This window comes from Microbacterium sp. JB110, from assembly GCF_003335195.1.
Taxonomy (GTDB): Bacteria; Actinomycetota; Actinomycetes; order Actinomycetales; family Microbacteriaceae; genus Microbacterium.
Genome location: NZ_QPGM01000003.1, coordinates 232611 through 258202 on the forward strand (window position 1 = coordinate 232611; position 25592 = coordinate 258202).

Here is a 25592-nt window from a genome sequence, read left to right on the forward strand (position 1 = left end):
ACACGTTCCCGACATCGCATGGCGGAAGTCGAGCGTTGTGCGGGTGCCTGCGGAGGGGGCACTGTGCATAGGCAACCCGGCAACAACGAAGGTGAACCAATGACGATTCACGATCAGACCGACAAAGCGCCTGCACAGCGGCGCGTCCGCGACCTCGTCGCCGTGAACATCGGCAACGCGCTCGAATGGTTCGACTGGAACATCTACTCGATCTTCGCGGCGTACTTCGCCGCGCGCTTCTTCGTGAGTGACGACCCCATCTCATCGCTGCTGTCGACGCTGGCCGTGTTCGCGGTCGGGTTCGTGATGCGTCCGATCGGCGGGTGGCTGTTCGGTGTCATCGCTGACAGGAAGGGACGCCGCTTCTCGTTGACGTGCGCCATTCTGCTCGCAGCGGGAGGCAGTCTGCTGATCGCCGTCGCCCCGACCGCCGACACCGTCGGGTGGTTCGCCGGCGTGGTGCTCCTGGTGGCGCGCCTCGTGCAGGGTCTCGCCCATGGCGGTGAGACCGGCAGTGCGTTCACGTACCTCGCCGAGATCGCGCCGCGCCGTCATCGCGCACTGTGGGCGAGCACACCATGGCTCGGCGTCGGAATCGGCACGATGGGAGCGACGGGCCTCGGCGTGCTGATGACCGCGGTGTTCACCACAGAGCAGCTGGAGGCCTTCGGGTGGCGCATCCCGTTCGCCGCCGGCGCCCTCATCGGCGTGTACGCGATCTGGATCAGGCTCCGGATGGCCGAGTCCGATGTGCACGAGGAGAGTCAGCGACTCGAGGCGGACCGTCCGAAGCGCCGCCTGACTGACGTGTTCCGGGAGATGCGCGAGAACTCGCGCGCGCTTCTGACGATCGTCGGGCTCACCATCAGCGGCGTCGTCGCCTTCTACACGTGGTTCATCTTCGCCCCGGGGTACGCCGTGCGCGAGTTCGGAATGGACGCGAACGCGTCACTCGTGGCGGGTCTGCTCGGCCAAGCGGTCTTCCTCATCGCGGTGCCCGTCATGGGCGCGCTCGCCGACCGGTGGGGGAGGCGACCCGTTCTGCTCATCTTCTCGATCGGGTTCGCCGTGCTCGCCTTCCCGCTCGAGTTCCTGCTCAGCGACAGTCCGTTCCGGCTCTGGCTCGCGATGGCAGCCGCGTCCGTCCTGCTCGCCGCGAACTGCGCACCGCTCGGCGCGATCTTCGCCGAGCTGGTGCCGACGCGCGTGCGCGCCACGATCATCGGCATCGGATACGCGACGGCAGGCGCCTTCCTCGGCGGCACGGCGCCCTACCTGAACACCTGGGTCTCCTCGATCGGACAGCACTGGCTGTTCGTCGGATACATCATCGTGCTCTGCCTGATCAGTACGGTCGTCGCGATCGCCATGCGAGAGTCGAAGGGCAAGGAGCTCACGGCTGACGGCTGATGCGGCAGGGTGGTGGCATGAACATCACGCTGCGTCAGCTCGCGCACTTCCGTGCAGCCGCACGTGCCGGAAGCATCAGCGGCGCCGCAGAGCGAGAGCACGTGTCGAGGTCGTCGATCGCCGCGGCCATCGACGATCTCGAGCGCGTCCTGGGGCTCACCCTGTGCATCCGGACGAAGGCCGCGGGGATCGAGCTGACTCAGCAGGGAGAAGAGGTGCTCGCGCAGGCGGCAGATGTGCTGCAGCGCGCGGGCGCCATCGAGAGCCTCGGTCGCGGCGACGGGCCGAGCGGCACGGTGACCGTCGGGTGCTTCCCCTCGCTGGCACCGACGGTGATGGCAGCAGCCTGGGCGACGATGGCGAAGCGGCACCCGGACGTCACGCTGCACGTGGTCTCGCTCGGAAAGGATCAGATCGTCGACGGTGTGCGGACGGGGCAGCTGGACTGCGGCCTGGCGTACAACCTGCAGGTCCATCCGGAGCTGCGCACGACCGCGATCTACGACACCGAGATGCACGCGATCCTGTCACCGGACCATCCGCTCGCCGCGCACAGGGTCGTCGAGGCGGGTGACCTGATCGATCAGCCGCTGATCCTGATGGACGTCTCGCCGAGCGTCGAGGACACGATGGCGTACTTCGACGCGTGCGGGCTCGTGCCGCGGGTCCTCACCCGCACGCCGAACTTCGAGTTCATCCGGTCGCTCGTCGCGCGCGGTGTCGGGTACTCGCTGTTCATCCAACGCCCCCGCAACCGGATGAGCTACGAGGGAAGGCCCATCGTGACGCGCCGTCTGACGCCGCGTCCGCACCGGGAGACGGCGACCTTCGCGTGGCGAGCCGATCGTGAGCAGTCGTCAGCGGTGCGGGCCCTCCAGCAGGTGCTGCTCGACGCGGCGCCCGAGCTGGCGCCGTTCGACAGCGAAGACGGCTGACGGCGGCACCCGTCCGGACGACGGACATGCCGGCGGGACGGTTGCGTGCGTCGTCGACACAGAGGAGAATATATCGACGTGCCGATACTCCGGTGCGCTGGGAGCGGCGCTCCCGTTCACCACCCGAGTCTCAAGGGAGACACATGGTCAAGACAGCAGATCGACGCAAGGTACTGGCCGTACTCGCCGGGGGGCTCGTGCTCGGCGTCGGCACGGCGGTGACCCTGGCGGCGTGGAACGACTCGGAGTTCGCCACGGGCGACTTCGCGGCCGGGACCTTCGTGTTCCAGGGGTCCACCGACAATGAGACCTTCGAGGATCACACATCCCAAGAGGGCGCAGCGGCACTCACCTTCGAAACGGGCGCCGACAACCTCGCACCCGGCGACACCGTGTACGAGGCGTACGCGCTGCGGGTGACAGGTTCGTACGACGCCGAGCTCGAGGCGGTCGCCCCGATCGGCAGCGGCGACTTCGCCACCGCGGGGAAGCTGAGCTTCGACGCCGTCGCGACGACGGCGTTCGGCTGCGACGAGACCGCGTTCGCCGGTGGGAGCGCGGTGCCCGATGTGATGGAACAGGGCACGGACGTCTACCTGTGCCTCCAGGTGACGGCGGAGGACGCGCTCGAACAGGGGGATGCCGGAAGCGTGCTGTGGCAGTGGAACGCGGAGTCGGTTCAGTAGAGCGTCGGCCGGGCGATCCCGGCGACGACCTCGACGTGCGGGCGGGGCCTCCCGACGAGCGCGCCGCATCATCGGCGACGCGCCGCGAGCGACGCACAGCCTCAGGCCGCGGGCCGGAACCGGCTTCTCGGCCGCCGCGTCGAGGCGCGCGCGTCGGCGGGGCGGTCGGGGAGGCGCTGCTGTGGGTCGCTGCGGCGGCCGGCCTGGTCTGCATCCTCCTCGTGATCCTCGCGGTGGCCGCGAACATCACGCTGATCATGTTCCGCACGGGGTCGATGTCACCGACGATCCCCGCCGGTTCCGTCGCCGTGGTGCAGGAGGTCGCGGCTGCCGAGATCGACGTGGGAGATGTGGTCACAGTCGATCGTCCGGATGATCTGCCCGTCACCCACAGGGTCACGTCTGTCGACGACGGTGCGAGCGATGATGCCCGCGTGATCACGATGCGCGGCGACGCGAACGATGTCGATGATCCGTATCCGTATGAGGTGACCACGGTTCGCATCGTGCTGTTCGCGGTTCCGGGCATCGCCCCGGTGATCGCGGCGATGAGCAATCCACTCATACTGGGCGGCATCACCATCGCCGCGACGCTGCTCGTGGTCTGGGCGTTCTGGCCGCGCGACCGCGGACGGGGAGAAGCAGCGTGAGGTGCGGGATCGGCGCTGCGGCCGTGGGCGGGATTCTCAGCGTGCTCGCGCTCGGAGCCCCCGCGGCGGCGGCGCCGACCACCGAAGTGCGCCAAGGGCAGTACATACGCGTGGTCTCCGTGGCTGACTGGGACCAGGCGATCGGCATGCTGCCGGGGGAGCCGATGCGGTGGGACATCGAGATCAGCGCGGATGCACCGGAGCCAGGCACTCTCACCATCGGGATGAGCGCCTCGGGTGGGACGCCGCTGGTCGTCGACGCGGCCTCATGCGGCGTTCCATGGCGCGGAGGCGAATGCCCGAGCGGAGCGGTGCATCTGCGTACGGGGTGGGAGGTGCCGCGCGACGACGAGACGGTGGTGCTGGACGAGGTGGATTCCGCCGCGGTCACGCACCTGCGCCTGCAGGTCGGCGTCGCCTCGGGCGCCGCCGCGGATGCCACACGACTGCGGGTGAAGGTGGTCGGAGCGGGAGAGGAAGTCGACGCATGGTCGGATGATCCGCTGCCGCCTACCGGGCTGCCAGCCGGTCTCCCCTGGGTGCTGGCAGGGGGAGCGGTGCTGCTCGTCGGCGGCGCCGCACTGCTGATCGGGCGGGCTCGCCGCCGCGAAGACGGAGTCGGGACATGACGGCCGCGTCGCGCATGCGTCGGCGGATTCGTCGTGTCGACGAGCTGCCGCTGCGGCTGTCGGCGGGTGTCGTCGGAATCGCGCTCCTCGCCGTCGCCGTGCTTGTGCCTTCGGCGCAGGACACCGAGGCGGGGTGGGTGGACGCAGAGGTCGGAGGTGCGGAGTTCACCGCGGATACCGTGCCGACGCCGATCGCGTCGCGAGCACCCGGATGCGTCGCATCCGGAGGACTGCTGGGGCTGAGCCCGTCGGTGACGATCTACTGGCGAATCCCTCCCGACGGCGACGGGTACACATCCGAGGATGCAGAGTTCGGACAGCTCATCACGGGAGGGGTCCTCGAGCCGCTTCTCGGCGGACTGCTCGGAAACACGACGACCTCCGGCACGCCGGAGGGCTATACCACGGTGGTGAACAGCGGACTTCTGACGGGGCTGCTCGGGGGGAGCAAGTCATTCGGCATCCGGCTGACGGGGCGGGGAGACTGGGTGTCTGAGTGGCTCGTCGCCGACGCATCGATGGGGTTGGCCGGTGTCGATCCCCGTTGCACCGTGCGAACCGTTCCGCGTTGAGCGCGCTTCCCGGCTCGGCCCGGGGACCGCGATGCGCGAACGGATTTGGACGGAGCAGGGTCGTGCCGTAGGCTTGACGAAGCCAAAGACCGCCGGTCGTCGTGGCGCGAGAAATCGTGCAACGATCGAAGCACTGCTCAGCAGAGGCCCGCGCAGGTGTCACGAACGAATCTCCTGAGTTCTCAGGTTCCGCTCCGTGCGCTTGCGCCGGAGCTTTTTTCTGTGTATGCGGCGGTCCTGGTCGGCGCTCCGTTTCCTCGGGGCGTCTCGTACAGATCTAGGAGTGGCCATGGCGCACAAGGACGCAACGGTTGCCGAGCTTCAGAAGAACTTCGAAGACTCGACCGCCGTCGTGCTTACCGAGTACCGCGGGCTGACGGTTGCCGAGCTCAAGGAGCTTCGCGACAGCATTCGTCAGGACGCGGAATACGCCGTGGTGAAGAACACGCTGACCAAGATCGCCGCGAACAACGCGGGGATCTCGGAGCTGGACGCCGACCTCATCGGTCCGTCGGCCATCGCCTTCGTCCACGGTGACCCCGTCGCCGTGGCCAAGGGTCTGCGTGCATTCGCCAAGGCACACCCTCTTCTCGTCATCAAGGGCGGCTACTTCGACGGTGCCGCTCTCAGCTCGGACGAAGTCAACAAGCTCGCCGACCTGGAGAGCCGTGAGGTTCTCCTGTCGAAGGTCGCAGGCATGATGAAGGCTTCGATGTCGAAGGCTGCCGCGGTCTTCCAGGCGCTGCCGTCCAAGACGGTGCGCACGGTCGAGGCACTGCGCGAGAAGCAGGACACCGCCGCGTAAAGCGGTCGGACAAGCATCCACACAACCCCGGATATACAGGAGATACATCATGGCGAAGCTCAGCACCGAAGAGCTGCTCAGCGCGTTCGAGGAGCTCACGCTCATCGAGCTCAGCGAGTTCGTTAAGGCGTTCGAAGAGAAGTTCGACGTCACCGCCGCGGCTCCGGCCGCCGTTGCCGTTGCCGGCGCCCCGGCTGCCGGTGGCGACGCTGAGGCCGAAGAGGAGCAGACCGATTTCGACGTCATCCTCGAGAGTGCAGGCGACAAGAAGATCCAGGTCATCAAGGCTGTCCGCGAGCTGACCTCGCTCGGCCTGGGTGACGCGAAGGCGCTCGTCGACGGCGTTCCGAAGGCAGTTCTCGAGGCTGCGCCCAAGGAGGCCGCTGAGGCCGCCAAGGCGAAGCTCGAGGAGGCCGGCGCAACGGTGGGTCTCAAGTAAGACCCGTCACAGCGACACTCTGCAACGAACCCCCGAGGCTGCGGCCTCGGGGGTTCGTTCTGCATCGGGCGGTTCGATGAGTCACGGTGGCGCGTACGGCGAGGCGGCCGGACGACGCGAGGGCGGACCGGAACGTCGGTTGCGGTCGCGTTGTTCGGTGAAGCTGCCGGGGTTCCGTGGGTTTCTGTGCGGTCGGGCTGTCGTTTTTGTTCGTTCGCACATAAAGTGTGACGTATGTCTCCATCGGACCTCGCTCCCGACCGTCGCGAACGCGTCGTGCAGGAGGTTCGTGAGCGCGGGACGGTGCGTGTGCGCGACCTCTCAGACAAACTCGGCGTCTCGTTGATGACCGTGCGGCGGGACATCGAACAGCTCGCCCGCGAGGGGCTGATCGAGCGGGTGCACGGCGGCGCGCGCGTCAGGGGCGGTCGCGTCGCAGCTGAGCCGTCGCCTGAGGAGAAGCTGCTGCGAAATGCCGGGGCGAAGCGGGAGATCGCGGCGCTCGCCGCCTCGCAGATCGAACCGGGCGAGGTCGTCGGCATCGGCGCCGGGACGACGACCCTGGCATTCGCTCGTGCGCTGATCGGCGTGCCCGATCTCACAGTGATGACGAACTCAGTGCCGGTCGCGGAGGAGTTCTGGAGGGCGTCGGACGCCCGAGTGATCCTCTCGGGTGGTGAGAGCACGCGGTCGCGCGCGCTGGTCGGTCCGATCGCCCTGGGGTCGTTGGAGCGGCTGCACCTCGATGTCGTCGTGCTGGGCGCCCACGGGGTCGACATCGATGCCGGGTGCACATCTCCCAATCTGCTCGAGGCGCAGGTGAATCAGCAGCTGTTGGAACGCGCAAGTCGATCGATGGTTCTGGCGGACGCGGAGAAATGGGGCGTCGTCGGCCTGACGACGTTCGTCGACATGGGCTCCCTCGACGCTCTGGTGAGCGATGCGGCACTGCCGGAGAGGGCGCGCAGCGCGCTGGCAGAAAGCGGCGTCGATGTGCTCGTGAGCGAGCGCTGAGCCGAAGTCTCGCACGGGCGGCATTCGGCACTGTTCGTTTAGGTATGTGTGAAAGCGATCTTTTCCGTTTGAAAGTGATCGTTTATGGTACGGTCGGGTCACGTCACTCAGACAGTCCGCCACACACTCAACGGAGAGTAAAAATGCGAAAGCTGCGCACGATGAAGCCGATGGCCGGAGCCGCATTCGCGGCGATGGTCGTCTTCGCTCTCGCCGGATGCACGAATACCGGTGAGACAGCCACCACCGGCGACGAAGGGGAAGCGGCAGAAGCCGCGAACGAACAGCCGGCGGCCGAAGGCGAGGGCTGCACGATCGACGACTACGGCGTCGATCCGGTTGAGCTCGAGGGAGCGACCGTCGGGTTCTCCCAGTCGGAACCCGACTCCGCCGCGTTCCGCGCTGCCGAGACGCAGTCGATCCGGGATGCCGCCGCCGACGCCGGTGCGGAGGTCATCGTCACCAATGCCAACGCCGAGCTTCCCAAGCAGATCAGCGACATCCAGGAGATGATCAACCAGGGCGTGGACATCCTGGTGGTCGCGCCTGTCAACTCGGACGGTCTCACCCCCGCGCTCGATGCGGCGAGCGATGCAGGCGTCCCCGTCGTCACGATCGACCGCAAGGTGACAGATACGTCGTGCGAGGACTACCTCACGTTCCTCGGGTCGGATTTCTACGTGCAGGGCCAGCGCGCGGCGGATCAGCTGGCCGCGGTCACCGACGAGGAGGCGAACGTCGCAGTGCTGCTCGGTCCGTCGGGCAACAACGTCACAGACGGGCGCCGCGACGGCTTCGTCGAGCAGGTCGAGGAGAAGTACCCCGACATCAACATCGTCGCCGAGCAGACGGCGAACGCGTCCCGTGATGAGGGACAGACGGTCACGGCGCAGCTGCTCCAGACCAACCCGGAGATCGACGCGGTCTACGCGTTCAACGACGAGTCGGGGCTCGGTGCGATGGCTGCGGTGCAGGAGGCGGGAAAGCAGGCGGGCGAAGACATCAAGATCGTCTCCGTCGACGGCACCCGCAACGCGGTGCAGGCGATCGTCGACGGAAACTACAACGCGGTGATCGAGTCGAACCCGCGGTTCGGTCCGCTGGTGTTCGAAACGCTGCAGAAGTTCTACGACGGGGAGGCCATCTCCGAGGACGTCATCATCGCCGATGGGGAATACACCGCGGAAAACGCGGAGAAGGACCTCGGGCAGGCCTTCTGACGCAGGCGCGGCTCCGAGGCGGAGAGCCTCGGAGCCGCGCACCTTCTACGGCAACTGATCGGCCGCACGCACGGACAACCTTCCGCAGGCGGTCGCGGGAGACCAGTATGAGCAATTCCGATGCGACGAGACCTCCGGCGTTCGAAGCGCGCCGAGTGTCGAAGTCCTTCGCCGGTGTCCACGCACTCCGTGAAGTGGATCTCGCAGTGCATCCGGGCTCGATCCACGCGCTGGTGGGCGAGAACGGCGCAGGCAAGTCGACGCTGATCAAGGTGCTGACGGGCGTCTACCGACCCGACGGCGGATCGATCATCTATCAGGGCGACGAGGTGACGTTCAGCCAGCCGGCTGATGCGCAGAACATCGGTATCTCCACGGTGTATCAGGAGGTCAACCTGGTGCCGAAGCTGTCGATCGCGCGGAACATCTTCCTTGGGCGGGAGCCGCGCACATGGTACGGGCTGATCGACATGCGTTCGATGAACGTGAGGGCGAAGGACCTGCTCGACGATCTCGGCATCCACGTCGACGTCACGGCAGAGCTGGAGACGCTGGGGCTCGGAGTGCAGCAGATGGTCGCACTGGGGCGAGCCGTCACCATCGACGCGAAGGTCGTCATCATGGACGAACCGACCTCATCGCTGGAACAGCGCGAGGTCGAGACCCTGTTCCGGATCGCCCGCAGGCTGCGCGACGACGGCTGTGCGCTGATCTTCGTCTCGCATCGACTGGACGAGCTCTGGCAGCTCTGTGACCGTGTGACGATCCTGCGCGACGGCGAGCTGGTGCACACGGGTGAGATGCAGCACCTCAGCCGCCGCGATCTGATCGCGCACATGCTCGGACGGGACATCGGGGAGACGAGCGGAGCCGGCGACGGCAGCGTGCAGGGCGATGACGACGCCGACGACGCGCGAGCGGCGCTCAGCGTGCGCGACTTCGACGTTCCGGGAAAACTCTCAGGGGTCAGCCTGACGGTCCGCGCCGGAGAGGTGCTCGGTCTGGGCGGTCTGCTCGGAGCTGGACGCAGCGAGACCGTGAAAGCGATCTACGGCGCTCTTCCCGCATCGCGCGGCACCGCAGAAGTCGACGGCGCGAAGGTGCGGCGCAACTCCATCCGAGCTGCCATGAGGGCGGGAATCGCACTGCTGTCCGAGGACCGCAAGGCAGAGGGAATCATCCCGGACCTCTCGGTGAGGGAGAACATCGTCCTCGCCGTCACCAAGCGAGTTTCGCAGGGCGGTATCCTCTCGCGAGCGAAGACGAACGCACTGGTCGACGAGTACGTGCGTCGGCTGAAGATCAAGGTCTCCTCGCCCGAGCAGAAGGTCGGTGAGCTCTCCGGAGGGAACCAGCAGAAGGTGCTGATCGCACGCTGGCTGGCGACTCGACCCAAGGTCTTTCTGCTGGACGAGCCCACGCGCGGCATCGACGTCGGAGCCAAGCTCGAGGTGCGTGGCCTCATCGACGAACTAGCGGCTGAGGGCCTGGCTGTGGTCATGATCTCCTCCGAGACCGAGGAGCTGGTCGACACGGCGAACCGCGTCATCGTGCTTCGCGACGGCGCGGTCGACGCCGAGCTGTCGGGCGCGTCGCTGACCAACCAGGGTCTGCTTCGCTCCCTCGTGGGGACGGAGGGCGACGCATGAGCGTGAAGGAGAGCGTGACCGAAGCGATCGCCTCCAGTGCGAGCGCGCCGTCCAGGCCCCGCGGCGCGCGCGTGCGGGAGTGGATCTCCGCGTACGGCGTGTACGCGGCGCTGCTCGTCCTGCTCGTCCTCAACGCAGGGATCACCGAACACTTCCTCACGCTGTCGAACCTGCGGCTGCAGCTGATCCAAGCGGCTCCGACGCTCATCGTCGCGCTCGGCATGGCGATCGTGATCGGCACCAAGGGAATCGATCTCTCCGTCGGCGCCGTGATGGCGCTGTCCGCTGCTGTGATGCCGCTGTACATCGGGTACGGCACCGCACCGGCCATGCTCATCGCGCTGCTCGTCGGCGTCGCCTTCGGGCTCTTGGCGGGATTCCTGGTCGCCGTGGTCGGCCTGCAGCCGATCGTCGCGACGCTGGCGATCATGGTGGGCGGACGTGGGCTCGCCAACGTGATCGGCGGCTCCATCAAGTCGATCGACGACCCGGGAATCGTGGCGCTCGGGCGTGCGTCGCTTCTCGGCATTCCGTACACGGTGCTGATCGCGGCGGTCGCCGTTGTGATCGTGCTGTTCGTCGTCCGGCGGACGACGTTCGGGCTGTTCATCGAGTCGGTCGGCGGCAACAAACGAGCCGCCGAACTGGCCGGTGTGCCGATCAGGCGTGTCATCATCACGGCGTACGTCGTCTGCGCGCTGCTGGCGGCGGTGGCTGGTGTGCTGGCGGCCGCGCGCTCTCAGGCCAGCGACCCGAAGACGCTCGGCCTGCTGATGGAGCTGAACGCGATCGCCGCCGTCGTCATCGGTGGGACCTCGCTGAACGGTGGAACGGTCCGCGTCATGGGGACCGTCGCCGGAGCGCTGCTGATGCAGCTGATCTCGGCGACACTCATCTCCCACAACGTTCCCGATTCGATGACGCAGATGATCACGGCGATGGTGATCGTCGTCGCGGTGTTCGCCCAGGTGGGAAGGAAGCGACAGTGAACGGCACCTTGTCGAGAACCGGGTCCTCGCTGACATCCGGCGCCGCGATCGCACGGATCGCGCAGCGCAACGGTGCGCTGGTCGTGCTGGGCGTTCTGGTGGTGGTGATGTTCTTCGCCTTCCCGACGTTCGGCACTGCGGGCAATCTCTTCCAGATCGCCACGCAGGCGTCGTTCTACGCGCCCCTCGCGCTCGGTCTGACCTTCGTGATCTTCACCGGCGGCATCGACCTGTCGGTCGGCTCGGTGTACGCGCTGGGCGGCGTCCTGGCAGCGTGGGGCTCGCAGTACGGCTTCGTGACCGCTCTGCTGCTCCCGCTGGCAGTGTGCGGCGCGATCGGGCTCGTCCAGGGACTGATCGTCGCGCAGACGCTGGTGCCGGCGTTCATCGTGACGCTCGGGGGCCTGCTGTTCGCTCGCGGGCTGCTGCTGTTCCTCACACAGGAGGGCGCGGTCACCTTCGCCGTGGACCCTGGCAGCGGTTTCGGAGCGTTCGCCGGAGGACAGTTGTTCGGACTCGGCCACAACGTCTGGGTCGTGATCATCCTGTTCCTCGTCGGCGTCGTCATCGCCCGCAGGACGTCCTACGGGGCAACGCTGCTCGCAGCGGGCGGACAGCTCGACGCCGCCAGTCTGATGGGGCTCCCGGTGCGGCGTTCGCTGATCATCGCCTATTCGTCTAGCGGAGCGCTCGCCGGCCTGGCCGGAGCGATGACCGCCTCGTACACCGGTTCGGGAGTGACGACGCTGGGCGTCGGCCTCGAACTCACGGCGATCTCGGCCGTGGTGCTGGGCGGCACCGTCCTCACCGGCGGCGCCGGAACGGTCTTCGGCTCGCTCGCCGGCATCACCCTGCTCCAGGTGGTGGCGAATCTGATCAACAGATTGGGCCTGACCAACTCCAACTGGCAGACGGTGGTCAACGGTGCGCTGCTGGCAGCCGTCGCGGTCGCACAGGTATATCTCTCCCGCGTGCAGGCGAAGGGCGCGCGTGCGGAGACGGCAGCCGAGGCTGCGCAGGCCCGTTCCAGCAACGTGGCAACCGACAGAGAGGAATGACAGTGGACATGATCGCGAACCCACGACGGCGTGGGGCGCGCGGCGGCATAGCAGTCGCAGCAGCCTTCGCAATAGCGTTATCCGGGGTCGCCGTCGCGGCGCCGGCGCAGGCGGCGTCGGACCGGCCGGGCCTGAAGGCCGAGTACTTCACCACGGGAGAAGATTTTGCGCTCGGGGAGCTGCAGAGCACGGTGATCGACGCGGCCGTGGACTATCAGAACCTGGTGCCCGTCTACGAGCAGCGCACCGGTCGGACCGAGCAGGTCGGCGCCCGATGGAGCGGCGATCTGCACGTTCCGGATGATGGTGAGTACGTCTTCGACGCCATCGGCGACAACGGGTTCCGGCTCTGGGTCGACGACGAGCTCCTGATCGATCACTGGGTCGACGACTGGGACGTCCGCCAGACCGCCGATCCGGTCGACCTGACCGCCGGGGCCCACGACTTCCGCTTCGAACTGTTCCAGAACGCGGGAGGCGCGTACATCGATCTCGGGTGGACCGGGCCGGGCTTCGAGCGCACGACGATTCCGGCTGATGCGTTCACGCTGCCGGACTCATACGACGGCGTCACCGCAGACATCCGACTGGACGCGGGCGGCACCGTCGCTGTCGCGGACTTCGGCGGCGCACTTTCCGGCGCGATCGATGCGACGCAGTTCGCGCTCACCTCGGACGGCTACGAGATCCCCATTGCCGATGCCGCGCTGGCAGAGGGCTCGCTGCAGGTCACTGCGGACACTCCGGTGCAGAGCGGCTCGGTGACACGGCTGGCCTACGACGGCGATGGCTCCCTCGCCCTCGACGGCGAGTCGGTCGCGCCCTTCGACCTGCCTGTGGTGAACGGCTCCGAGTACACGATGCGGACCCCGTGGGCTGAGGACGTCGACCCCGAGGCGCCGCTTCCTGAGTACCCCCGCCCGCAGCTGCAGCGCGATGAATGGCAGAACCTCAACGGCACGTGGCAGTTCGAGGCGCTCGAGGGCGATGAAGCCGCGCCGACAGGCGAGGCCTACTCGGAAGAGGTCGTCGTGCCGTATCCCATCGAGTCCGAGCTCAGCGGCATCGCCCGCCACGAGGACGACTTCGCGTACCGTCGCACGTTCGAGGTGCCGGCCGATTGGAAGATCGGCGACGGCAACCGTCTCATGCTGCAGTTCGGCGCTGTCGACTACGACTCGCAGATCCTGGTCAACGGCACGCAGATCGCCACGCACACCGGCGGGTACGACGCGTTCAGCGCCGACGCGACGGATGCGCTTCACGAGGGCGTCAACGAGCTCGTTGTGCGTGTGCACGACGACACCACGAACGTGGTGCGCGGCAAACAGGAGGTCAACCCCTCCGGCATCTTCTACACGCCGTCGTCCGGCATCTGGCAGACGGCATGGATGGAGCCGGTGCCCGAGTCCTCTGTCACAGAATTGGACGTGACGCCCGATCTCGAAGAGTCAGCTTTCGTCGTGCAGACCGAGGGCAACGACGGTGTCGCGACCACGGTCACGGTGTCGGCTGACGGCGAGACTGTGGGGCAGGCGACGGGCGAGGGCGGCGAGCCCATCGACGTAACCGTGGACGACCCGCGTCTGTGGAGTCCCGACGACCCCTTCCTCTACGACATCGACATCTCGACGGGCGCCGACACGGTGCGCAGCTACGCCGGCATGCGCTCCATCGAGATCAGCGAATCGGGTGGAACGCAGCGCATCCTGCTGAACGGGGAGCAGACCTTCCTTCTCTCCACGCTCGATCAGGGGTACTGGCCGGACGGCGTCTCCACGGCACCGACCGACGAGGCGCTGCGCTGGGACATCGAGCAGACCAAGGAACTGGGCTTCAACACGATCCGCAAGCACATCAAGGTCGAGCCTGCGCGGTGGTACCACCACGCCGATCAGCTCGGCATGCTCGTCTGGCAGGACATGCCGAGCAACAACGGTGGCAACCAGGACGACGAGTCGCGCGCGGCATTCGAGAGTCAGCTGGCGACCATGGTCGATCAGATGGACTCGTACACGTCCGTGATCGGTTGGGTGCCGTTCAACGAGGGCTGGGGCGAATGGGATCAGCAGGCCACCGGTCGCATCGCCGATGAGGTCGGCGAACTCGATCCGACCAGGATCGTGAACGCGCACAGCGGTGTGAACTGCTGCAACTCGCACGGCGACTCCGGGCGAGGCGACATCATCGACTGGCACATGTACGTCGGCCCTGCGCTCCCTCAGCCCGATGAGAACCGCGCATCGATCGACGGTGAGCACGGCGGATTCTCGCTGTCGGTTCCGGGTCACGTGTGGCCTGGCGGCTCGGTCAACCCCTACGGTGAGGTGGACTCGGTCGAGGCTCTGACCGACAGCTACGTCGCCAATACGGCGAAGCTTCTCCGTCCGTCTCGTGACTTCCTCTCCGGATCGGTGTACACACAGCTCACCGACGTGGAGGGAGAGGTCAACGGCTTCTGGACCTACGACAGGCGCGTGCCGAAGATGGACTTCGACCGGGTCGCTGAGATCAACGCTCGCGTGATCGCATACGGATCGGGATCCCCCATTCCGGATGACCCCGACGCCGATGGCGAAGGCTTCGCGCACTGGTCGATGGACGAAGGAGAAGGGAGCACCAGCGCCGACCTCACCGAGAACGGCAGCACGCTGCAACTCGGCGACGGCGTGACGTGGACCGAACAGCGCGAGTCAGCCGGCGACGGCAGCGCGATCGCCTTCGACGGCGGCCAGCAGGCCACGGCGCAGGTCGACGGCGTCGACGGCACCGACAGCTATTCGATCTCGACATGGGTGCGGCTGGACGAGATTCCGGACTCCGGGTACGTCACCTTCGCCAGCGCGGACGGCCTGGACGAATCGAGCAGCTTCTTCCTGCAGTACGGCGCAGACATCGGGGGATTCGCGATGAGCTTCCCCGATGGCCCGCGGGCGGTTGCCGAAATCGTGCCGGAGCAGGGCGTCTGGTACCACCTGGTGGGCGTGCGCGATGCGCAGGATGAGAAGCTCGCGCTCTACGTGGACGGTGAGCAGGCGAGTGCCGTCGAGGCGAAGGGCGCGACGGGTGCCACGGGAGCGATCGCGCTCGGCCGCGCCGAGTGGGAGGGCGACGATGTCGACTTCCTCACCGGCGCGCTCGACGATGTGCACGTGTTCGGGTTGCCCTTGGATGACGCGCAGGTCGCGCGGCTGTACGAGGAGGAATCCAGCGCGGATGACGATCCGGATGAGATCGTGAGCACAGAGGCGGCCGCAACGGTGGCGAAGACACCGGGACCGACGAACGAGCTCACCATCGTTGTGACCGAGACCCATGCCGACGGATCCGAGACGACGCAGGAGGCGACGCACACGATCGGCAACAACGCCACGGGCACCTACGACGTGGGCGACTACCGGGTCTACGTCGAGACGAAGGGGAACACGAAGATCCGGGACATCCAAATCGTGGAGTGATCCATCCGGGCGCCGGTGGAGCGGGCAGCGGCCCGTCCCACCGGCGCCCGGCGCTCACTCGACGAGACACCCGTGCATCCTGTGTGCGGCGCGGCCTCAGTGCGTGACGACTGCGCGCACCGCCAGATGGTCGGACGGGAACGAGTTCCCCGCGTGACTCGGGATGTAGTCGTTCCGGCCGCCGTGTTCGGTGAACCCAGCACCCTGGTCGGGATCGATCGCCGAACCGTAGTGGTCAGCGGCGACGACCGTGAGACCGCGCACCGAAATGAAGTCGATGCGGTCGCGCGGCTCGTCCTCGAGCGTGTGGATCTGTGCCCAGGTCAGGCCGGGAGCGGCAGCAGGATCGGGATGCACGGCGCGGAACGCATCGGTGTAGCCGGCCTCGAGCAGCGCCCGTGTGGCCGGCCAATCGGTCGAAGGGCGGATCCGGCCGTCCCAGTCGAGCGTGGACGGCACGTTGAAGTCGCCTGCGATGATCACGGGCATATCGCCGACCTCGGAGAGGATTCGGTCGGTTGAGGAGAGCACGGCGCCGATCTGCTGCTCGCGCTCCTGCTCGCCGGGAATGTCACGTTCTGCCGCGAACACGGCATTCCTCTCGCCCGCACTGGCTCCGTGTCGGTACGGCCCGTAGTCCCACGGAGACAGATGCACCGACCAGGCGAGCACGTCGCCGATCGGGGTCCGGATGATCGCTGCGGTTGCATACGGATCGGTGTCGGTCGGAATCAGCCGGATCGCGTGCGGGCTCAGTACGGCGTTGTCGAATCCCTGCTGCGCAACGGCCATCCGGAGTTCCGCGGCCAATGGTGCCGCCGAATGCTGCCATGCCTCCTGGAGGAAGAGCACGTCGGACGCCTGGCCGTCCAGCACTTCGATCTGCTTCCTGCCTGCGTCGTCGACTTCGCGTCCGCCGCACCAGATGTTCCACGTCATCAGACGGAGTGACCCGGCGTCGGTGTGTGCGTCAAGGGGAGTCGTCATGGTGCTTTCGTCTCCAGATTCTCCCGCTCCGGGGTAGGAACGAGCTGTGCGTCGATGTCGGTGAGGGAGGTGAAGCGCGCATCGCAGTCGAGCGAGACGGCGGGGTCGGCGTTGACGCCGATCACCGTCATCCCCGCCGCACGCGCGGCACGGGACCCGGCGGGCGAGTCCTCGAAGGCGATGGTGCGACCGGGCTCGACGCCGAGCAGATGCGCGGCGTCGAGGTAGAGATCGGGGGCCGGCTTCCCCGAAGCGACGTCGCTGAGCGTGCGCACGACATGCACTGTATCGAGCAGTCCGATGCTGTCGAGCATCATCTCCACGTCGGCGCGCAGGCCGTTGCTCGCCACGGCGACCGGCACGGCCGCTGCCAGGCGCGTGACGAGTGCGATCGCTCCAGGCATCGGGGCCACCCCGGGGGCGAGCCGAGCCGAGTAGCGACGAACGAGGTCTGCGCGCATGGCGGAGGGCTCGGTGCCGGTGAGCGCGGCGATTCCGGTGGCCGCATCGTCCACGCTGGAGCCGTGGAACTGCTCGGGGTCGGCGTCCGCGACGTCGGCGAGCACCTCCGAGATCAGCTGCAGCCAGATCGATTCCGAGTCGACCAGGATGCCGTCGCAGTCGAACACGACCGCGCGGGCGGTCATCCGGATGCCCTCGGCGGCGATGGCGAGATCAGTCACGCGGCGACCTTCTCGCTCGTGCCATGGGGCACGCGCAGCGCAGGGGAGGAGAGCACGCGGACAGCCACGCGCGTTCCGGGGGCGACTGGGCCCGCTCCTGCGGCGGACACCGACGCGGTCACGCGCAGGCCGGCCTTCGTCTCGGCGCGGACGATGGTCCGGTCTCCGAGATAGGTCTGCTCCGTGACCGTCGCATCGCCGGAGTCGTCCGGAAGCAGCTCGACGTCCTCGGGGCGGACGAAGAGCGTGTCCAGCCCGGGTGCCGGCTGCGCCAGTGGCACGGTGCCGCCGTCGAAGGTGTCGGGGACGCCGATTTCTGAGACGGTGCCGACGAAGCGGGCGACGAATTCAGTGGCGGGGCGCTGGTACACATCCTGCGGCGCGGCGATCTGTTCGATGCGTCCGCCGTTGAGCACAGCGACGCGGTCGGCGATCGCCAGCGCTTCGCCCTGGTCGTGGGTGACGAACATGGTCGTGATGCCGAGCTGCTGCTGCAGGCGTCGGATCTCGTCGCGGATCTGCGAGCGCACGATTGCGTCGAGCGCGGAGAGCGGCTCGTCGAGCAGCAGCACGGAGGGGCGGACCGCGAGCGCTCTGGCGAGGGCGACGCGCTGCTGCTGTCCTCCGGACAGCTGATGCGGGAACCGTGCGGCCAGGTGCTCCAAGCCGCACATCTCGAGCAGCTCTTCTGCGCGCTTGTGCCGTGCTGGCGGCTTCACACGACGGATGCGCAGCCCGTACTCGACGTTCTGCCGCACCGAGAGGTTGGGGAACAGGCTGTACGCCTGGAACACCATGCCGATGTCGCGCCGGTTCGGTGCGAGGGTCGTGATGTCGCTCCCGCCGACGCGGATGCTGCCCGATGTCGGCTTCTCGAAGCCGGCCAGGATGCGCAGGGCGGTCGTCTTGCCGCATCCTGATGGCCCGAGCACGCTCAGCAGCTCACCCGGCGCGATCCGGACGTCCATGTCGCGCAGTACGGTCGTGTCGCCGAAGCGCTTGGTCACCTTCTCGAGAGTGACCTCGTTGTTGTCTGTGGCGGTCATGATGCGGTCACCTTCCGGGACGGAGTGCGCGGAGTCGGAACAGAGGCGTCGTCCTCGTCGACGTGCGGGGCCGGCGCGAGTCGGCCGGCGGCGAAGGTGGCGAGGAGCATGAGCGCCCAGGTGGTCAGGTTGAGGAGCACAGCCACGGCGATGGACGCCCGGAAGTCGGTGTTCGACACGGTGAACAGCCATACCGGCACCGTCTGCTGGCTGAGCGTCGCCGCGATCGAGAACTCGCCGAAGCACAGCGCGGTTCCGAAGAACACCGAGAACTGCACGGGCCCGCGGATGTTCGGCAGCACGACGCGCCAGATGGTGCCCCACGTGGACGATCCGAGGATCGTCGACCCCTCGACGATCGCCTTGAGGGGAATCGTGCGCAGGCCCGCATCGATCGATCGGAACGTGAACGGCAGGCAGAGCACGACGTAGGTCCCCACGAGGATCAGCGGCAGATCGGGGTTCTGCAACGTCTGGCTGATCTCGTTCGGGATGCTTCCGCGGCCCTGCGATGCGCCCCAGCGCAGCATCGACACCACGCCGGCCGCGAGCGCGATCGACGGTACGACGAGGGGCAGAGTGCACAGGATCTCGAGCACAGGGCGCAGCTTCGGTGCCCACAGGTGCACGGCGACGACGGCGGGCACGAGCACTGCCAGCAGCACGACGACCGTGAGCACCGCGATCGTGAGAGTGCGCGCAGCGGCGTCGAGCAGGCTGGCGTCGCTTCCGAGCACGCTGTACGACTCGAGCGAGAACGACCCGCCGGGGAAGACGGCGAAGGCGATCGAGCACAGGATCGGGATGGCCAGGTAGGCGCCGACGAGCACAATCGGGGTCCAGCGCAGAGCGCGGGCAGGGCGGTTCAGCTGATCCATCGCGCGGACATCCTCTGCAGTCGGTTGAACAGGAACAGCACGACGACCGCGATGACCACCATCGTCACGCCGAGCGCCATCGCCGCCTCCTCGCCGCCCGACGACACGCCGGACCGCAGCTCCGAGGCGATGGTGAGTGTGACCAGGGGGAAGCCACCGGTGCCGATCAGGACTGCCGCCGACGCATGCGTGGCATACGCGGAGCCGAACAGCAGCACCCAGCCGCCGAGGAGAGCGGGGGCGGCGACGGGAAGCCCGACGCGGCGCCAGAACGTCCAGGCGGAGCCGCCGAGGCTGAGGTTCGCCTCCTGCCACTCGCGCCTCAGACCGACGAAGGTGGGGAGCGTCACCATGATCATCGTCGGCACGAGGAAGTACTGGTACATCACGACCAGGCCCTGCCAGCTGTACAACGAGAAGCCGATGGCGTCCAGCCCGAGCAGCGCGAACAGGAATCCGGTGTTGCCGAGCGTCACGATGAAGCTGAACGCGAGGGGCGCACCGCCGTCGTTCGCGAGCACAGACGAGAGCACGGCCACGATGGCGTCGAGCTTCTTCGAGCGGATCTGAGCGATGCAGAAGGAGCTGACGGAGCCGATGGCGGCGCCGACGAGGGCGCCGATGGCGGAGACCTTCACGGAGTTCGCGATGGCCTGGCCGCGGTCGGCGAGGCTCGCGAAGTTCTCCAGGCCGAGGTGCGACCCGCCGGCCCCGTCCGACACAGTGAACGCGGTGAGCGCCATGCCGACGATGGGCAGGAGGAAGAAGCAGGCCAGGAGAAGTGCCATCGGCGCGAGGGCGGCGACGGCCGGCGTCCCTGACCCGCCGAGGCGTGCTCGACGAGCCGGGGAGGTGCGCGCGGCGCTCACTGGATGGCCGACGCCCACTCGGCGTCGATCACCTGCTGGTTCGCCTGGCGCTGCTCGAGTGACGGCATCTCGCCGAGCTCAGCGCTGGGGAGGGCGTCCAGCGCGTCCTCGTCCACGGTGCCGGCCTCGATCATCGCGTCGAGCCGCACGGGGGAGACCCCGCCGGCCAGCAGGAGGTTCTGCCCCTCGTCGGAGAAGAGGAACTCGTAGAACAGGCGCGCTGTCGCGGGGTGCGGGGCGTCGTCGTTGAGTGATGCCGTGTAGAAGGACGACACGATGCCGTCGGTCGGGATGTTCACCTCGACGTCGATGCCCGACTCGTCAGCCAACCGGTCGGCGATGGGCTGCAGAGTGTAGGTCCACTCCAGCAGGATCGGCGTCTCGCCCGTCTCGATCGTGCCGGCATTGCCCTGCACCGGAAGGAAGCTGCCGCTCTGCTGCAGGTCACGGAAGAACTCGACACCCGGTTCGATGTCGTCGAACGATCCGCCGTTCGCGAGAGACGCCGCGTGCACGATCATGAATGACGACTCGGAGGTCTCCGGACTGTTGGGCAGCGCCACCTGTCCCTGGTACTGCGGATCGAGCAGATCCTGGAACGACGTCGGGCACACCTCGATGCGCGAGGTGTCGCACGCGATCGCGATGGTGCCGCCGTACTGGTTGATCCAAGTGCTGTTCTCGCCGACGTACTGCTCGGGAACGTCGTCGATCGTCGCCGGCAGGTACTCGGCGAGCAGCCCGTCAGCGTCGGCCTGTACGGCGTAGCTGAGGCCGGTGTCGAGGTAGTCGAGGGAGGTGTCTTGGCCCTGGCGGTTGACGACGGCGTTGACGAGGTCCTGGCTGGAGCCGGTCGACGTGTCGTTGTTGATCTCGATGTCGTACTTGTCGCTGAACGCGTCGAGCACGCCGCCGTAGTTGGCCCAGTCCTCGTACAGGCCCATCGCGTTGAACGCGCCCTCGGCCTGTGCGTCTTCGATGAGCTTGTCCATTCCGCCGCCGTCTTCGGCGCTGGTCGCGGTGCGCCAGGTCTCGGAGGCTTCGGAGGAGCCGCCGCCGGAGCATCCGGCGAGGGCGAACGCGGTTGCGGCGATGACGCCGATCGCGGCGAGAACTCGTGTGCGCATGATCTTCTGGACGCTGCCTTTCCTGAAGGGGGAGAGAGTACTGAATGAGAACATCGCTAGTGATGCTGACGACTTCACCATAAAGATCACTAGTGAACATGTCGAATCGATGAGCGCGGATCGAACGCCGGATGAACGCGGAGAGGCGTCCGAATGACGGGCGTGGCGACGCATAGACTGAGGGCCCGAATCGGTCGACAGCGACCGGCGCGACGCACGAAGGGAGACGCGGGGTGCAGGCATTCGCGTTCAGGACCATCGCCGATGCGCTGCGCGCGGAGATCCGCGACGGCGCGTACGGCGTCGGCGACTCGCTTCCGCCGGAGCGGGTGCTCGCCGAGCGCTTCGGCGCCTCGCTCGGCACCGTGCGCGTCGCGCTCAAGGAGCTCGTCGCCGAGGGGATCGTCGACGGCACCAGGGGGCGACCGAAGTCTGTGGTGCGCGTACCGAACCCCCGGTCGTCTTTCGACGAGTTCCACAGCTTCGCGCAGTGGGCGCGCGGTCACGGACATGAGCCCGGCGGGCACGTGATCGAGAGCGCATGGAAGATCGCCGACGCGCTCGACGAGCAGCTGCTGCTGGCCCCGCACGGTGCGCGTGTGCTGTCTGTGGTGCGCGTGCGCTCGCTCGACGGCGACGTGGTGATGCTCGAGCGCACTCGCTACACGGAGTGGGTGGGCCAATTCGTGGCGGCGCTTGCGTCCGATGTGCCGTCGGTCACCGTCGCACTCGCCGAGCACGGCGTGCGCTTCACGCATGCGGAGCACAGCTTCAGTGCTGAGGGCGCGAAGGCGCGTGACGCGCAGCTGCTCGGAGTCGGCAGGGGATCCGCCCTGCTGGCGCACCGCCGCGTGTCGCGAGACCCGCACGGGCGCATCCTGGAGTGGTCGGTCGACCGCTATATCGCGGGCAAGATCGCTGTCTCGGTCGGCAACTCGTGGAACCAGAATCCGCTCACCTGGACCACGCCGGACGAGGCATAGGTCTGCCGCTACTCGCAGCCGATCCGATCCGCGATGGCGTTCATCGCGTCGATCTCGCGCTGCTGGGTCTCTCCCATGGCGCCGGCGACCTGGTGCACGCGCGGATCGGCGCCGAGTTCGCGCACGGCCTCGACCATCTCCAGGGCTCCCGTGTGGTGGGTCACCATGAGGTCGACGAAGAGGCAGTCGCCTGCCATGGTGCCGGCCTTCGCCCGCAGCTCGGCGAGCTGGTCGTCGGTCGCCATACCCATCGCGTCGCGCAGTTCGGCATCGGTGGCGGTCGGCGTGACGGCGCCGCCGTGATCGTGCTCGGTGCCCTGCATCCACGCCATCAGCGGGTCGGTGCCGTACTGCGGCGCACCCCATTCGACGAGCCACCCGTACATCTCGCCGCCCTGCGCCGCCTGACCGGTCGCGATGTCGTACGCGGTGAAGCGCAGCTCCTCGTCGGTCGTCGCCGCATACTCGATCAGGGCCATCTCGACGGCCTGGGAATGGTGCACCTGCATGTCGCGTGCGAATCCGACGTCGGCGTCATTCGGGCCGGTCACCGCGCCGAAGGTGGTGAAGCGGCCGATCGCGAACGCGGCTCCTGCGACGAGCACGATCGCCAACGCGATCAGCGGCCACCGGCGACGGCGCGCAGATCCGGATGATCCGGCCGCACGCTCCGATGATGCGTCGGCCTCCGGGTCATCCGGTTCGATGCGCTGGGCGTCTGGCATGGTGATCCGGGAGCGTCAGAGGCGACCAGGGCCGTCGATCGCACCGGTGCAGGATGCGCCGGGCTCCGGCACATCGGGGCTGCGCCAGTAGGCCTGGAAGAACTCTTCGATGCGGCTGTCGTCGACGGAATCGAGCTTCAGCTGGGCGTTCCACGCGCTCACGGCGATGGGCGTGTCCATGCCCTCGTACGGCGACATCAGGCCGTAGCCGCCTGGCACGTACTCGCGCAGGCGCTCGACCTCCGCGTCGGTGAGGGAATCGGCGTCATACGTGATCCAGACGGCGCCGTGCTCCAGGGAGTGCACGGCGTGCTCATCCTCCTGCACCTCGGTGTAGACGCCGCAGTTCAGCCACGCCTGGTTGTGCGGGCCGCCGGCCGGCGGGTTCTGCGGGTAGTCGACCTCTCCGGTGACGTGGTCGGTGCCGTTGTCGAAGGTCTCCACGCCCTCGATCGACGACGGGTCGACCGACGCGATGTCGTATTCGTTCCACGGTGTCGTGATGAACGACCAGGCGATGAGCGCAGCGACGGCCACAGCGGCGACGGAGCCGACGGCCCACCACGCGGCGATCCCGCGGCGGCGCTTGCGCACGTTCTCCTCGTACTCGGCCTTCGCGCTGACGGTCTCAGACTTCCGCTGCTTGGCGAGGCGCTCGGCCTCCGCTGCGCGGGCGGGGTTGCCGCTGCGTCCGCGAGGGGCGCTGGAGCTGGAGCCGGATCGTTTCGAAGCCACCAGAGGAGTCTATGCGCGCGCATGTGCGCGGGCGCTGGGAACCTGCCCCAGGCCCCAGGCCCCAGGCCCCAGGCCGCCGAGACGCGCAGGTAGCGACAGCCGGAGGTCGTGAAGGTGCGCATCTCGCGGGTGGGTGCTCAGCCCCTGAGGATGCCGGGGACGATGTCCTTGAGGCTCAGGACGACGGCCGATTGAGGGTCGTCCTGGAGCATGATCGTGACAGAGTCATCCGGCGACATCCAGCACTTCTTGTCCAGTTCGACGACGGCGACTCCCTGGTCATCGGCGATCTTAACGTCCTCGACGACGCTTGTGTCCGCGAACACCTCGCACAGGATGTTGGGCTCGAGGTCCAGTGCGAGGCCAATTGGATCGTTGTCCGTGTCCTCGACGGCGAAATGCACGTTCTCACCTGGCGTCGCTGTGGCGGCGAGCTTGAAAGTGGGGCTGTTGCCCATCCAGTTGCTGCTGTCCACGTCCTCGGAGAGCTCGACCTCATCGTCGTTGCCCGGATCCTCGTCGTCGTTACCGTCGCCGCCGGTGTCGTCGTTTCCGGTGTCTTCGTTCCCGGTGTCCTCGTTCCCGGTGTCCTCGTCGCCCGGCGGTTCCGGCGTCGGCTCGGTCGTCGGTTCAGGGGTCGGCGTCTCGTCACCGCTCGGCGTCGCCTCGGGGGAGTCATCCCGTGTCGGGGACGGAGCCGGTTCGGCGGGCGGTTCCGTCGCCTTCGGCGTGGGGCTCGGCTTCTTCGGCGCGGGCTTCGGCGTCTTCGAACTCGCCGACTCGTCCGACGCGTCGGCGAGATCTGAGTCCGGCTCGATCTCCGCGCCCGTGGGCGAGGTCGATTCCTGCAACGCCGACTGGGTGCCTTCCGTCGGAGGGCTCAGATAGCCAGGCAGAACGGCTGCCGCGGCGACGACGCCCGCGATGGCGAGCGAGGCGATTCCCGCCGTCGCCACACCGGCGACCGTCATCAGCCCGCCGCTGGACGACGACCCGGCGGATGCGCCGGATGAGCCGGCTCCCGCAAGGCCGGCGGCGCCGGCCGCCACCGCGCCGATGAGCGCAGCGCCCTGCTCGACGAGGTGGCCGAAGAGCGCCGCACCGTGACCGACGAGATCCGGAGCCACGCTCTCACCTGCGATCACGCTCGCACCCTCGACGACGCCCTGCGGCATCGCCATCAGCGCAACCGCTTCGCCGCCGCGCTGCAGAGACGCGAGGTAGCCGCCGGCGCCGGCGACGCCGACCGCGAGCGGCAGCAGCACCATGACGAGCCGGCTGCCGACATCCTGTGCCTCAGAGGCGACGATGGCGCAGCGCGGGCACGAGGCGATGTGCGCATCGGCCTTGGCGCTGTCGCGGGAGCCGAGATTGCCGCGGGTGTGCGCGCCGATGCGCTCGATCGTCCACGCGCAGTCGGAGTCTTCTGGAACCGACGCGATGTGGGCCTGGATCCAGGATTCGCGCAGGCCTTCGCGCGCCCGGAGCGCGAGCTGGGAGACCGCCCCCGGCTTCACGCCGAGCAGCGGCGCAACCTCTGCGGGCTTCATGCCCTCGACTTCGGTGTACCAGAGCACCTCCTGCCACCGGCTGGGCAGCGAACGGAACGCGGTGACCGTGAGGCTCTGATCGAGCGCCGCGTCGACAGCCTCTTCGCTGGAGCCCGGATCTTCGACGTCTTCGAGCTCGCCGGCGGCGGCGGATGCGCTGGCCCTGCCCCAGCTCGAGGCGATGTTCCGGATGGCGGTGAACAGGTAGGCACGGAACGAACCGGTCGGGCCGCCCCCGCGCCTGATCGCCTGGAAGACCTTCGCGTACGCCTCCTGCACTAGGTCGTCGGCGTCGAGATCGTGGGAGATGCTCCGTGCGGCGACGATGCCGGAGCGGTAGTGCCGCTGCCACAGCTCACCGAACGCGTCGGCGTCGCCGGAGCGAGAACGCAGCACGAGATCGGCGTCAGCCGTCATCTCGTTGTCGTCGGTCTCGCGGGCACGCATCCCCCTATTGTGCGTCGATTGTTATGCAATGCGCCAGTTCACCGTCGG

Annotated in this window: 24 protein-coding genes; 15 read left to right on the forward strand and 9 right to left on the reverse strand. The window is 67.7% G+C overall.

Annotation, left to right across the window (positions count from 1 at the left end; all coding sequences use genetic code 11):
- Window positions 1–99: 99 nt before the first annotated feature.
- The 14 genes from CIK77_RS07300 to CIK77_RS07365 all read left to right on the forward strand — a co-directional run bounded on the left by CIK77_RS07300 (window position 100) and on the right by CIK77_RS07365 (window position 15514).
- Window positions 100–1410, forward strand: a complete 1311-nt coding sequence (locus CIK77_RS07300) for an MFS transporter (RefSeq protein ID WP_170934086.1) — start codon at window positions 100–102, stop codon at window positions 1408–1410.
- A 17-nt stretch (window positions 1411–1427) separates the two neighbouring features.
- On the forward strand, window positions 1428–2345 hold the full coding sequence (locus tag CIK77_RS07305; RefSeq protein ID WP_170934085.1) for a LysR family transcriptional regulator: 918 nt from the start codon (window positions 1428–1430) through the stop codon (window positions 2343–2345).
- A gap of 143 nt (window positions 2346–2488) precedes the next feature.
- The gene (locus CIK77_RS07310; protein WP_087054378.1) at window positions 2489–3031 is read left to right on the forward strand and encodes a SipW-dependent-type signal peptide-containing protein; all 543 of its coding nucleotides are present in this window, start codon (window positions 2489–2491) and stop codon (window positions 3029–3031) included.
- A complete protein-coding gene (locus CIK77_RS07315) occupies window positions 3001–3681 on the forward strand; it encodes a signal peptidase I (protein WP_249268509.1) in 681 nt (226 codons plus the stop codon). Before CIK77_RS07310 ends, CIK77_RS07315 begins: the two co-directional genes overlap by 31 nt.
- Window positions 3678–4310, forward strand: coding sequence for a hypothetical protein (locus tag CIK77_RS07320; RefSeq protein ID WP_087054377.1), 633 nt, complete (start codon window positions 3678–3680; stop codon window positions 4308–4310). Before CIK77_RS07315 ends, CIK77_RS07320 begins: the two co-directional genes overlap by 4 nt.
- Complete coding sequence (locus tag CIK77_RS07325; protein ID WP_087054376.1) at window positions 4307–4882, forward strand: hypothetical protein; 576 nt, start codon at window positions 4307–4309, stop codon at window positions 4880–4882. The genes CIK77_RS07320 and CIK77_RS07325 overlap by 4 nt, the downstream gene beginning before the upstream one ends.
- A gap of 289 nt (window positions 4883–5171) precedes the next feature.
- Window positions 5172–5687: a 50S ribosomal protein L10 gene (rplJ, locus tag CIK77_RS07330; RefSeq protein ID WP_087054375.1), complete on the forward strand. Its 516-nt coding sequence runs from the start codon at window positions 5172–5174 to the stop codon at window positions 5685–5687.
- A gap of 49 nt (window positions 5688–5736) precedes the next feature.
- Window positions 5737–6126, forward strand: a complete 390-nt coding sequence (rplL, locus tag CIK77_RS07335) for a 50S ribosomal protein L7/L12 (protein ID WP_087054374.1) — start codon at window positions 5737–5739, stop codon at window positions 6124–6126.
- 234 nt (window positions 6127–6360) lie between these two features.
- Window positions 6361–7140, forward strand: a complete 780-nt coding sequence (locus CIK77_RS07340; RefSeq protein ID WP_087054373.1) for a DeoR/GlpR family DNA-binding transcription regulator — start codon at window positions 6361–6363, stop codon at window positions 7138–7140.
- A 143-nt stretch (window positions 7141–7283) separates the two neighbouring features.
- The gene (locus CIK77_RS07345) at window positions 7284–8360 is read left to right on the forward strand and encodes an ABC transporter substrate-binding protein (RefSeq protein WP_087054372.1); all 1077 of its coding nucleotides are present in this window, start codon (window positions 7284–7286) and stop codon (window positions 8358–8360) included.
- Between the two features lie 107 nt (window positions 8361–8467).
- Window positions 8468–10009: a sugar ABC transporter ATP-binding protein gene (locus tag CIK77_RS07350; RefSeq protein ID WP_087054371.1), complete on the forward strand. Its 1542-nt coding sequence runs from the start codon at window positions 8468–8470 to the stop codon at window positions 10007–10009.
- Complete coding sequence (locus CIK77_RS07355) at window positions 10006–10998, forward strand: ABC transporter permease (protein ID WP_087054370.1); 993 nt, start codon at window positions 10006–10008, stop codon at window positions 10996–10998. The genes CIK77_RS07350 and CIK77_RS07355 overlap by 4 nt, the downstream gene beginning before the upstream one ends.
- Complete coding sequence (locus CIK77_RS07360) at window positions 10995–12056, forward strand: ABC transporter permease (RefSeq protein WP_249268508.1); 1062 nt, start codon at window positions 10995–10997, stop codon at window positions 12054–12056. The genes CIK77_RS07355 and CIK77_RS07360 overlap by 4 nt, the downstream gene beginning before the upstream one ends.
- Before the next feature lie 8 nt (window positions 12057–12064).
- Window positions 12065–15514, forward strand: coding sequence for a LamG-like jellyroll fold domain-containing protein (locus CIK77_RS07365; RefSeq protein WP_181861405.1), 3450 nt, complete (start codon window positions 12065–12067; stop codon window positions 15512–15514).
- Window positions 15515–15610: 96 nt separating this feature from the next.
- Here the strand turns inward: CIK77_RS07365 and CIK77_RS07370 are convergent, their stop codons facing one another.
- From CIK77_RS07370 to CIK77_RS07395, 6 genes are all read right to left on the reverse strand, one after another.
- Window positions 15611–16501, reverse strand: coding sequence for an endonuclease/exonuclease/phosphatase family protein (locus tag CIK77_RS07370; RefSeq protein ID WP_087054368.1), 891 nt, complete (start codon window positions 16499–16501; stop codon window positions 15611–15613).
- Entirely contained in the window at window positions 16498–17184 is a 687-nt protein-coding gene (locus CIK77_RS07375; RefSeq protein WP_087054367.1) for an HAD family hydrolase, read from the reverse strand. Before CIK77_RS07375 ends, CIK77_RS07370 begins: the two co-directional genes overlap by 4 nt.
- A complete protein-coding gene (locus CIK77_RS07380) occupies window positions 17181–18230 on the reverse strand; it encodes an ABC transporter ATP-binding protein (RefSeq protein WP_087054366.1) in 1050 nt (349 codons plus the stop codon). The genes CIK77_RS07375 and CIK77_RS07380 overlap by 4 nt, the downstream gene beginning before the upstream one ends.
- The gene (locus CIK77_RS07385) at window positions 18227–19108 is read right to left on the reverse strand and encodes an ABC transporter permease (RefSeq protein ID WP_087054365.1); all 882 of its coding nucleotides are present in this window, start codon (window positions 19106–19108) and stop codon (window positions 18227–18229) included. Before CIK77_RS07385 ends, CIK77_RS07380 begins: the two co-directional genes overlap by 4 nt.
- On the reverse strand, window positions 19096–19896 hold the full coding sequence (locus CIK77_RS07390; RefSeq protein WP_087054463.1) for an ABC transporter permease: 801 nt from the start codon (window positions 19894–19896) through the stop codon (window positions 19096–19098). The genes CIK77_RS07385 and CIK77_RS07390 overlap by 13 nt, the downstream gene beginning before the upstream one ends.
- Before the next feature lie 77 nt (window positions 19897–19973).
- Entirely contained in the window at window positions 19974–21104 is a 1131-nt protein-coding gene (locus CIK77_RS07395) for an ABC transporter substrate-binding protein (RefSeq protein WP_170934083.1), read from the reverse strand.
- A 233-nt stretch (window positions 21105–21337) separates the two neighbouring features.
- Here CIK77_RS07395 and CIK77_RS07400 point away from each other — a divergent pair, with 233 nt between their 5' ends.
- On the forward strand, window positions 21338–22087 hold the full coding sequence (locus CIK77_RS07400) for a GntR family transcriptional regulator (protein ID WP_087054364.1): 750 nt from the start codon (window positions 21338–21340) through the stop codon (window positions 22085–22087).
- An 8-nt stretch (window positions 22088–22095) separates the two neighbouring features.
- Here CIK77_RS07400 and CIK77_RS07405 read toward each other — a convergent pair whose 3' ends face one another.
- The 3 genes from CIK77_RS07405 to CIK77_RS07415 all read right to left on the reverse strand — a co-directional run bounded on the left by CIK77_RS07405 (window position 22096) and on the right by CIK77_RS07415 (window position 25544).
- The gene (locus CIK77_RS07405) at window positions 22096–22812 is read right to left on the reverse strand and encodes a DUF305 domain-containing protein (protein WP_087054363.1); all 717 of its coding nucleotides are present in this window, start codon (window positions 22810–22812) and stop codon (window positions 22096–22098) included.
- Window positions 22813–22827: 15 nt separating this feature from the next.
- A complete protein-coding gene (locus CIK77_RS07410; protein WP_087054362.1) occupies window positions 22828–23547 on the reverse strand; it encodes a DUF3105 domain-containing protein in 720 nt (239 codons plus the stop codon).
- Between the two features lie 137 nt (window positions 23548–23684).
- Complete coding sequence (locus CIK77_RS07415; protein WP_087054361.1) at window positions 23685–25544, reverse strand: sigma-70 family RNA polymerase sigma factor; 1860 nt, start codon at window positions 25542–25544, stop codon at window positions 23685–23687.
- Window positions 25545–25592 lie beyond the last annotated feature (48 nt).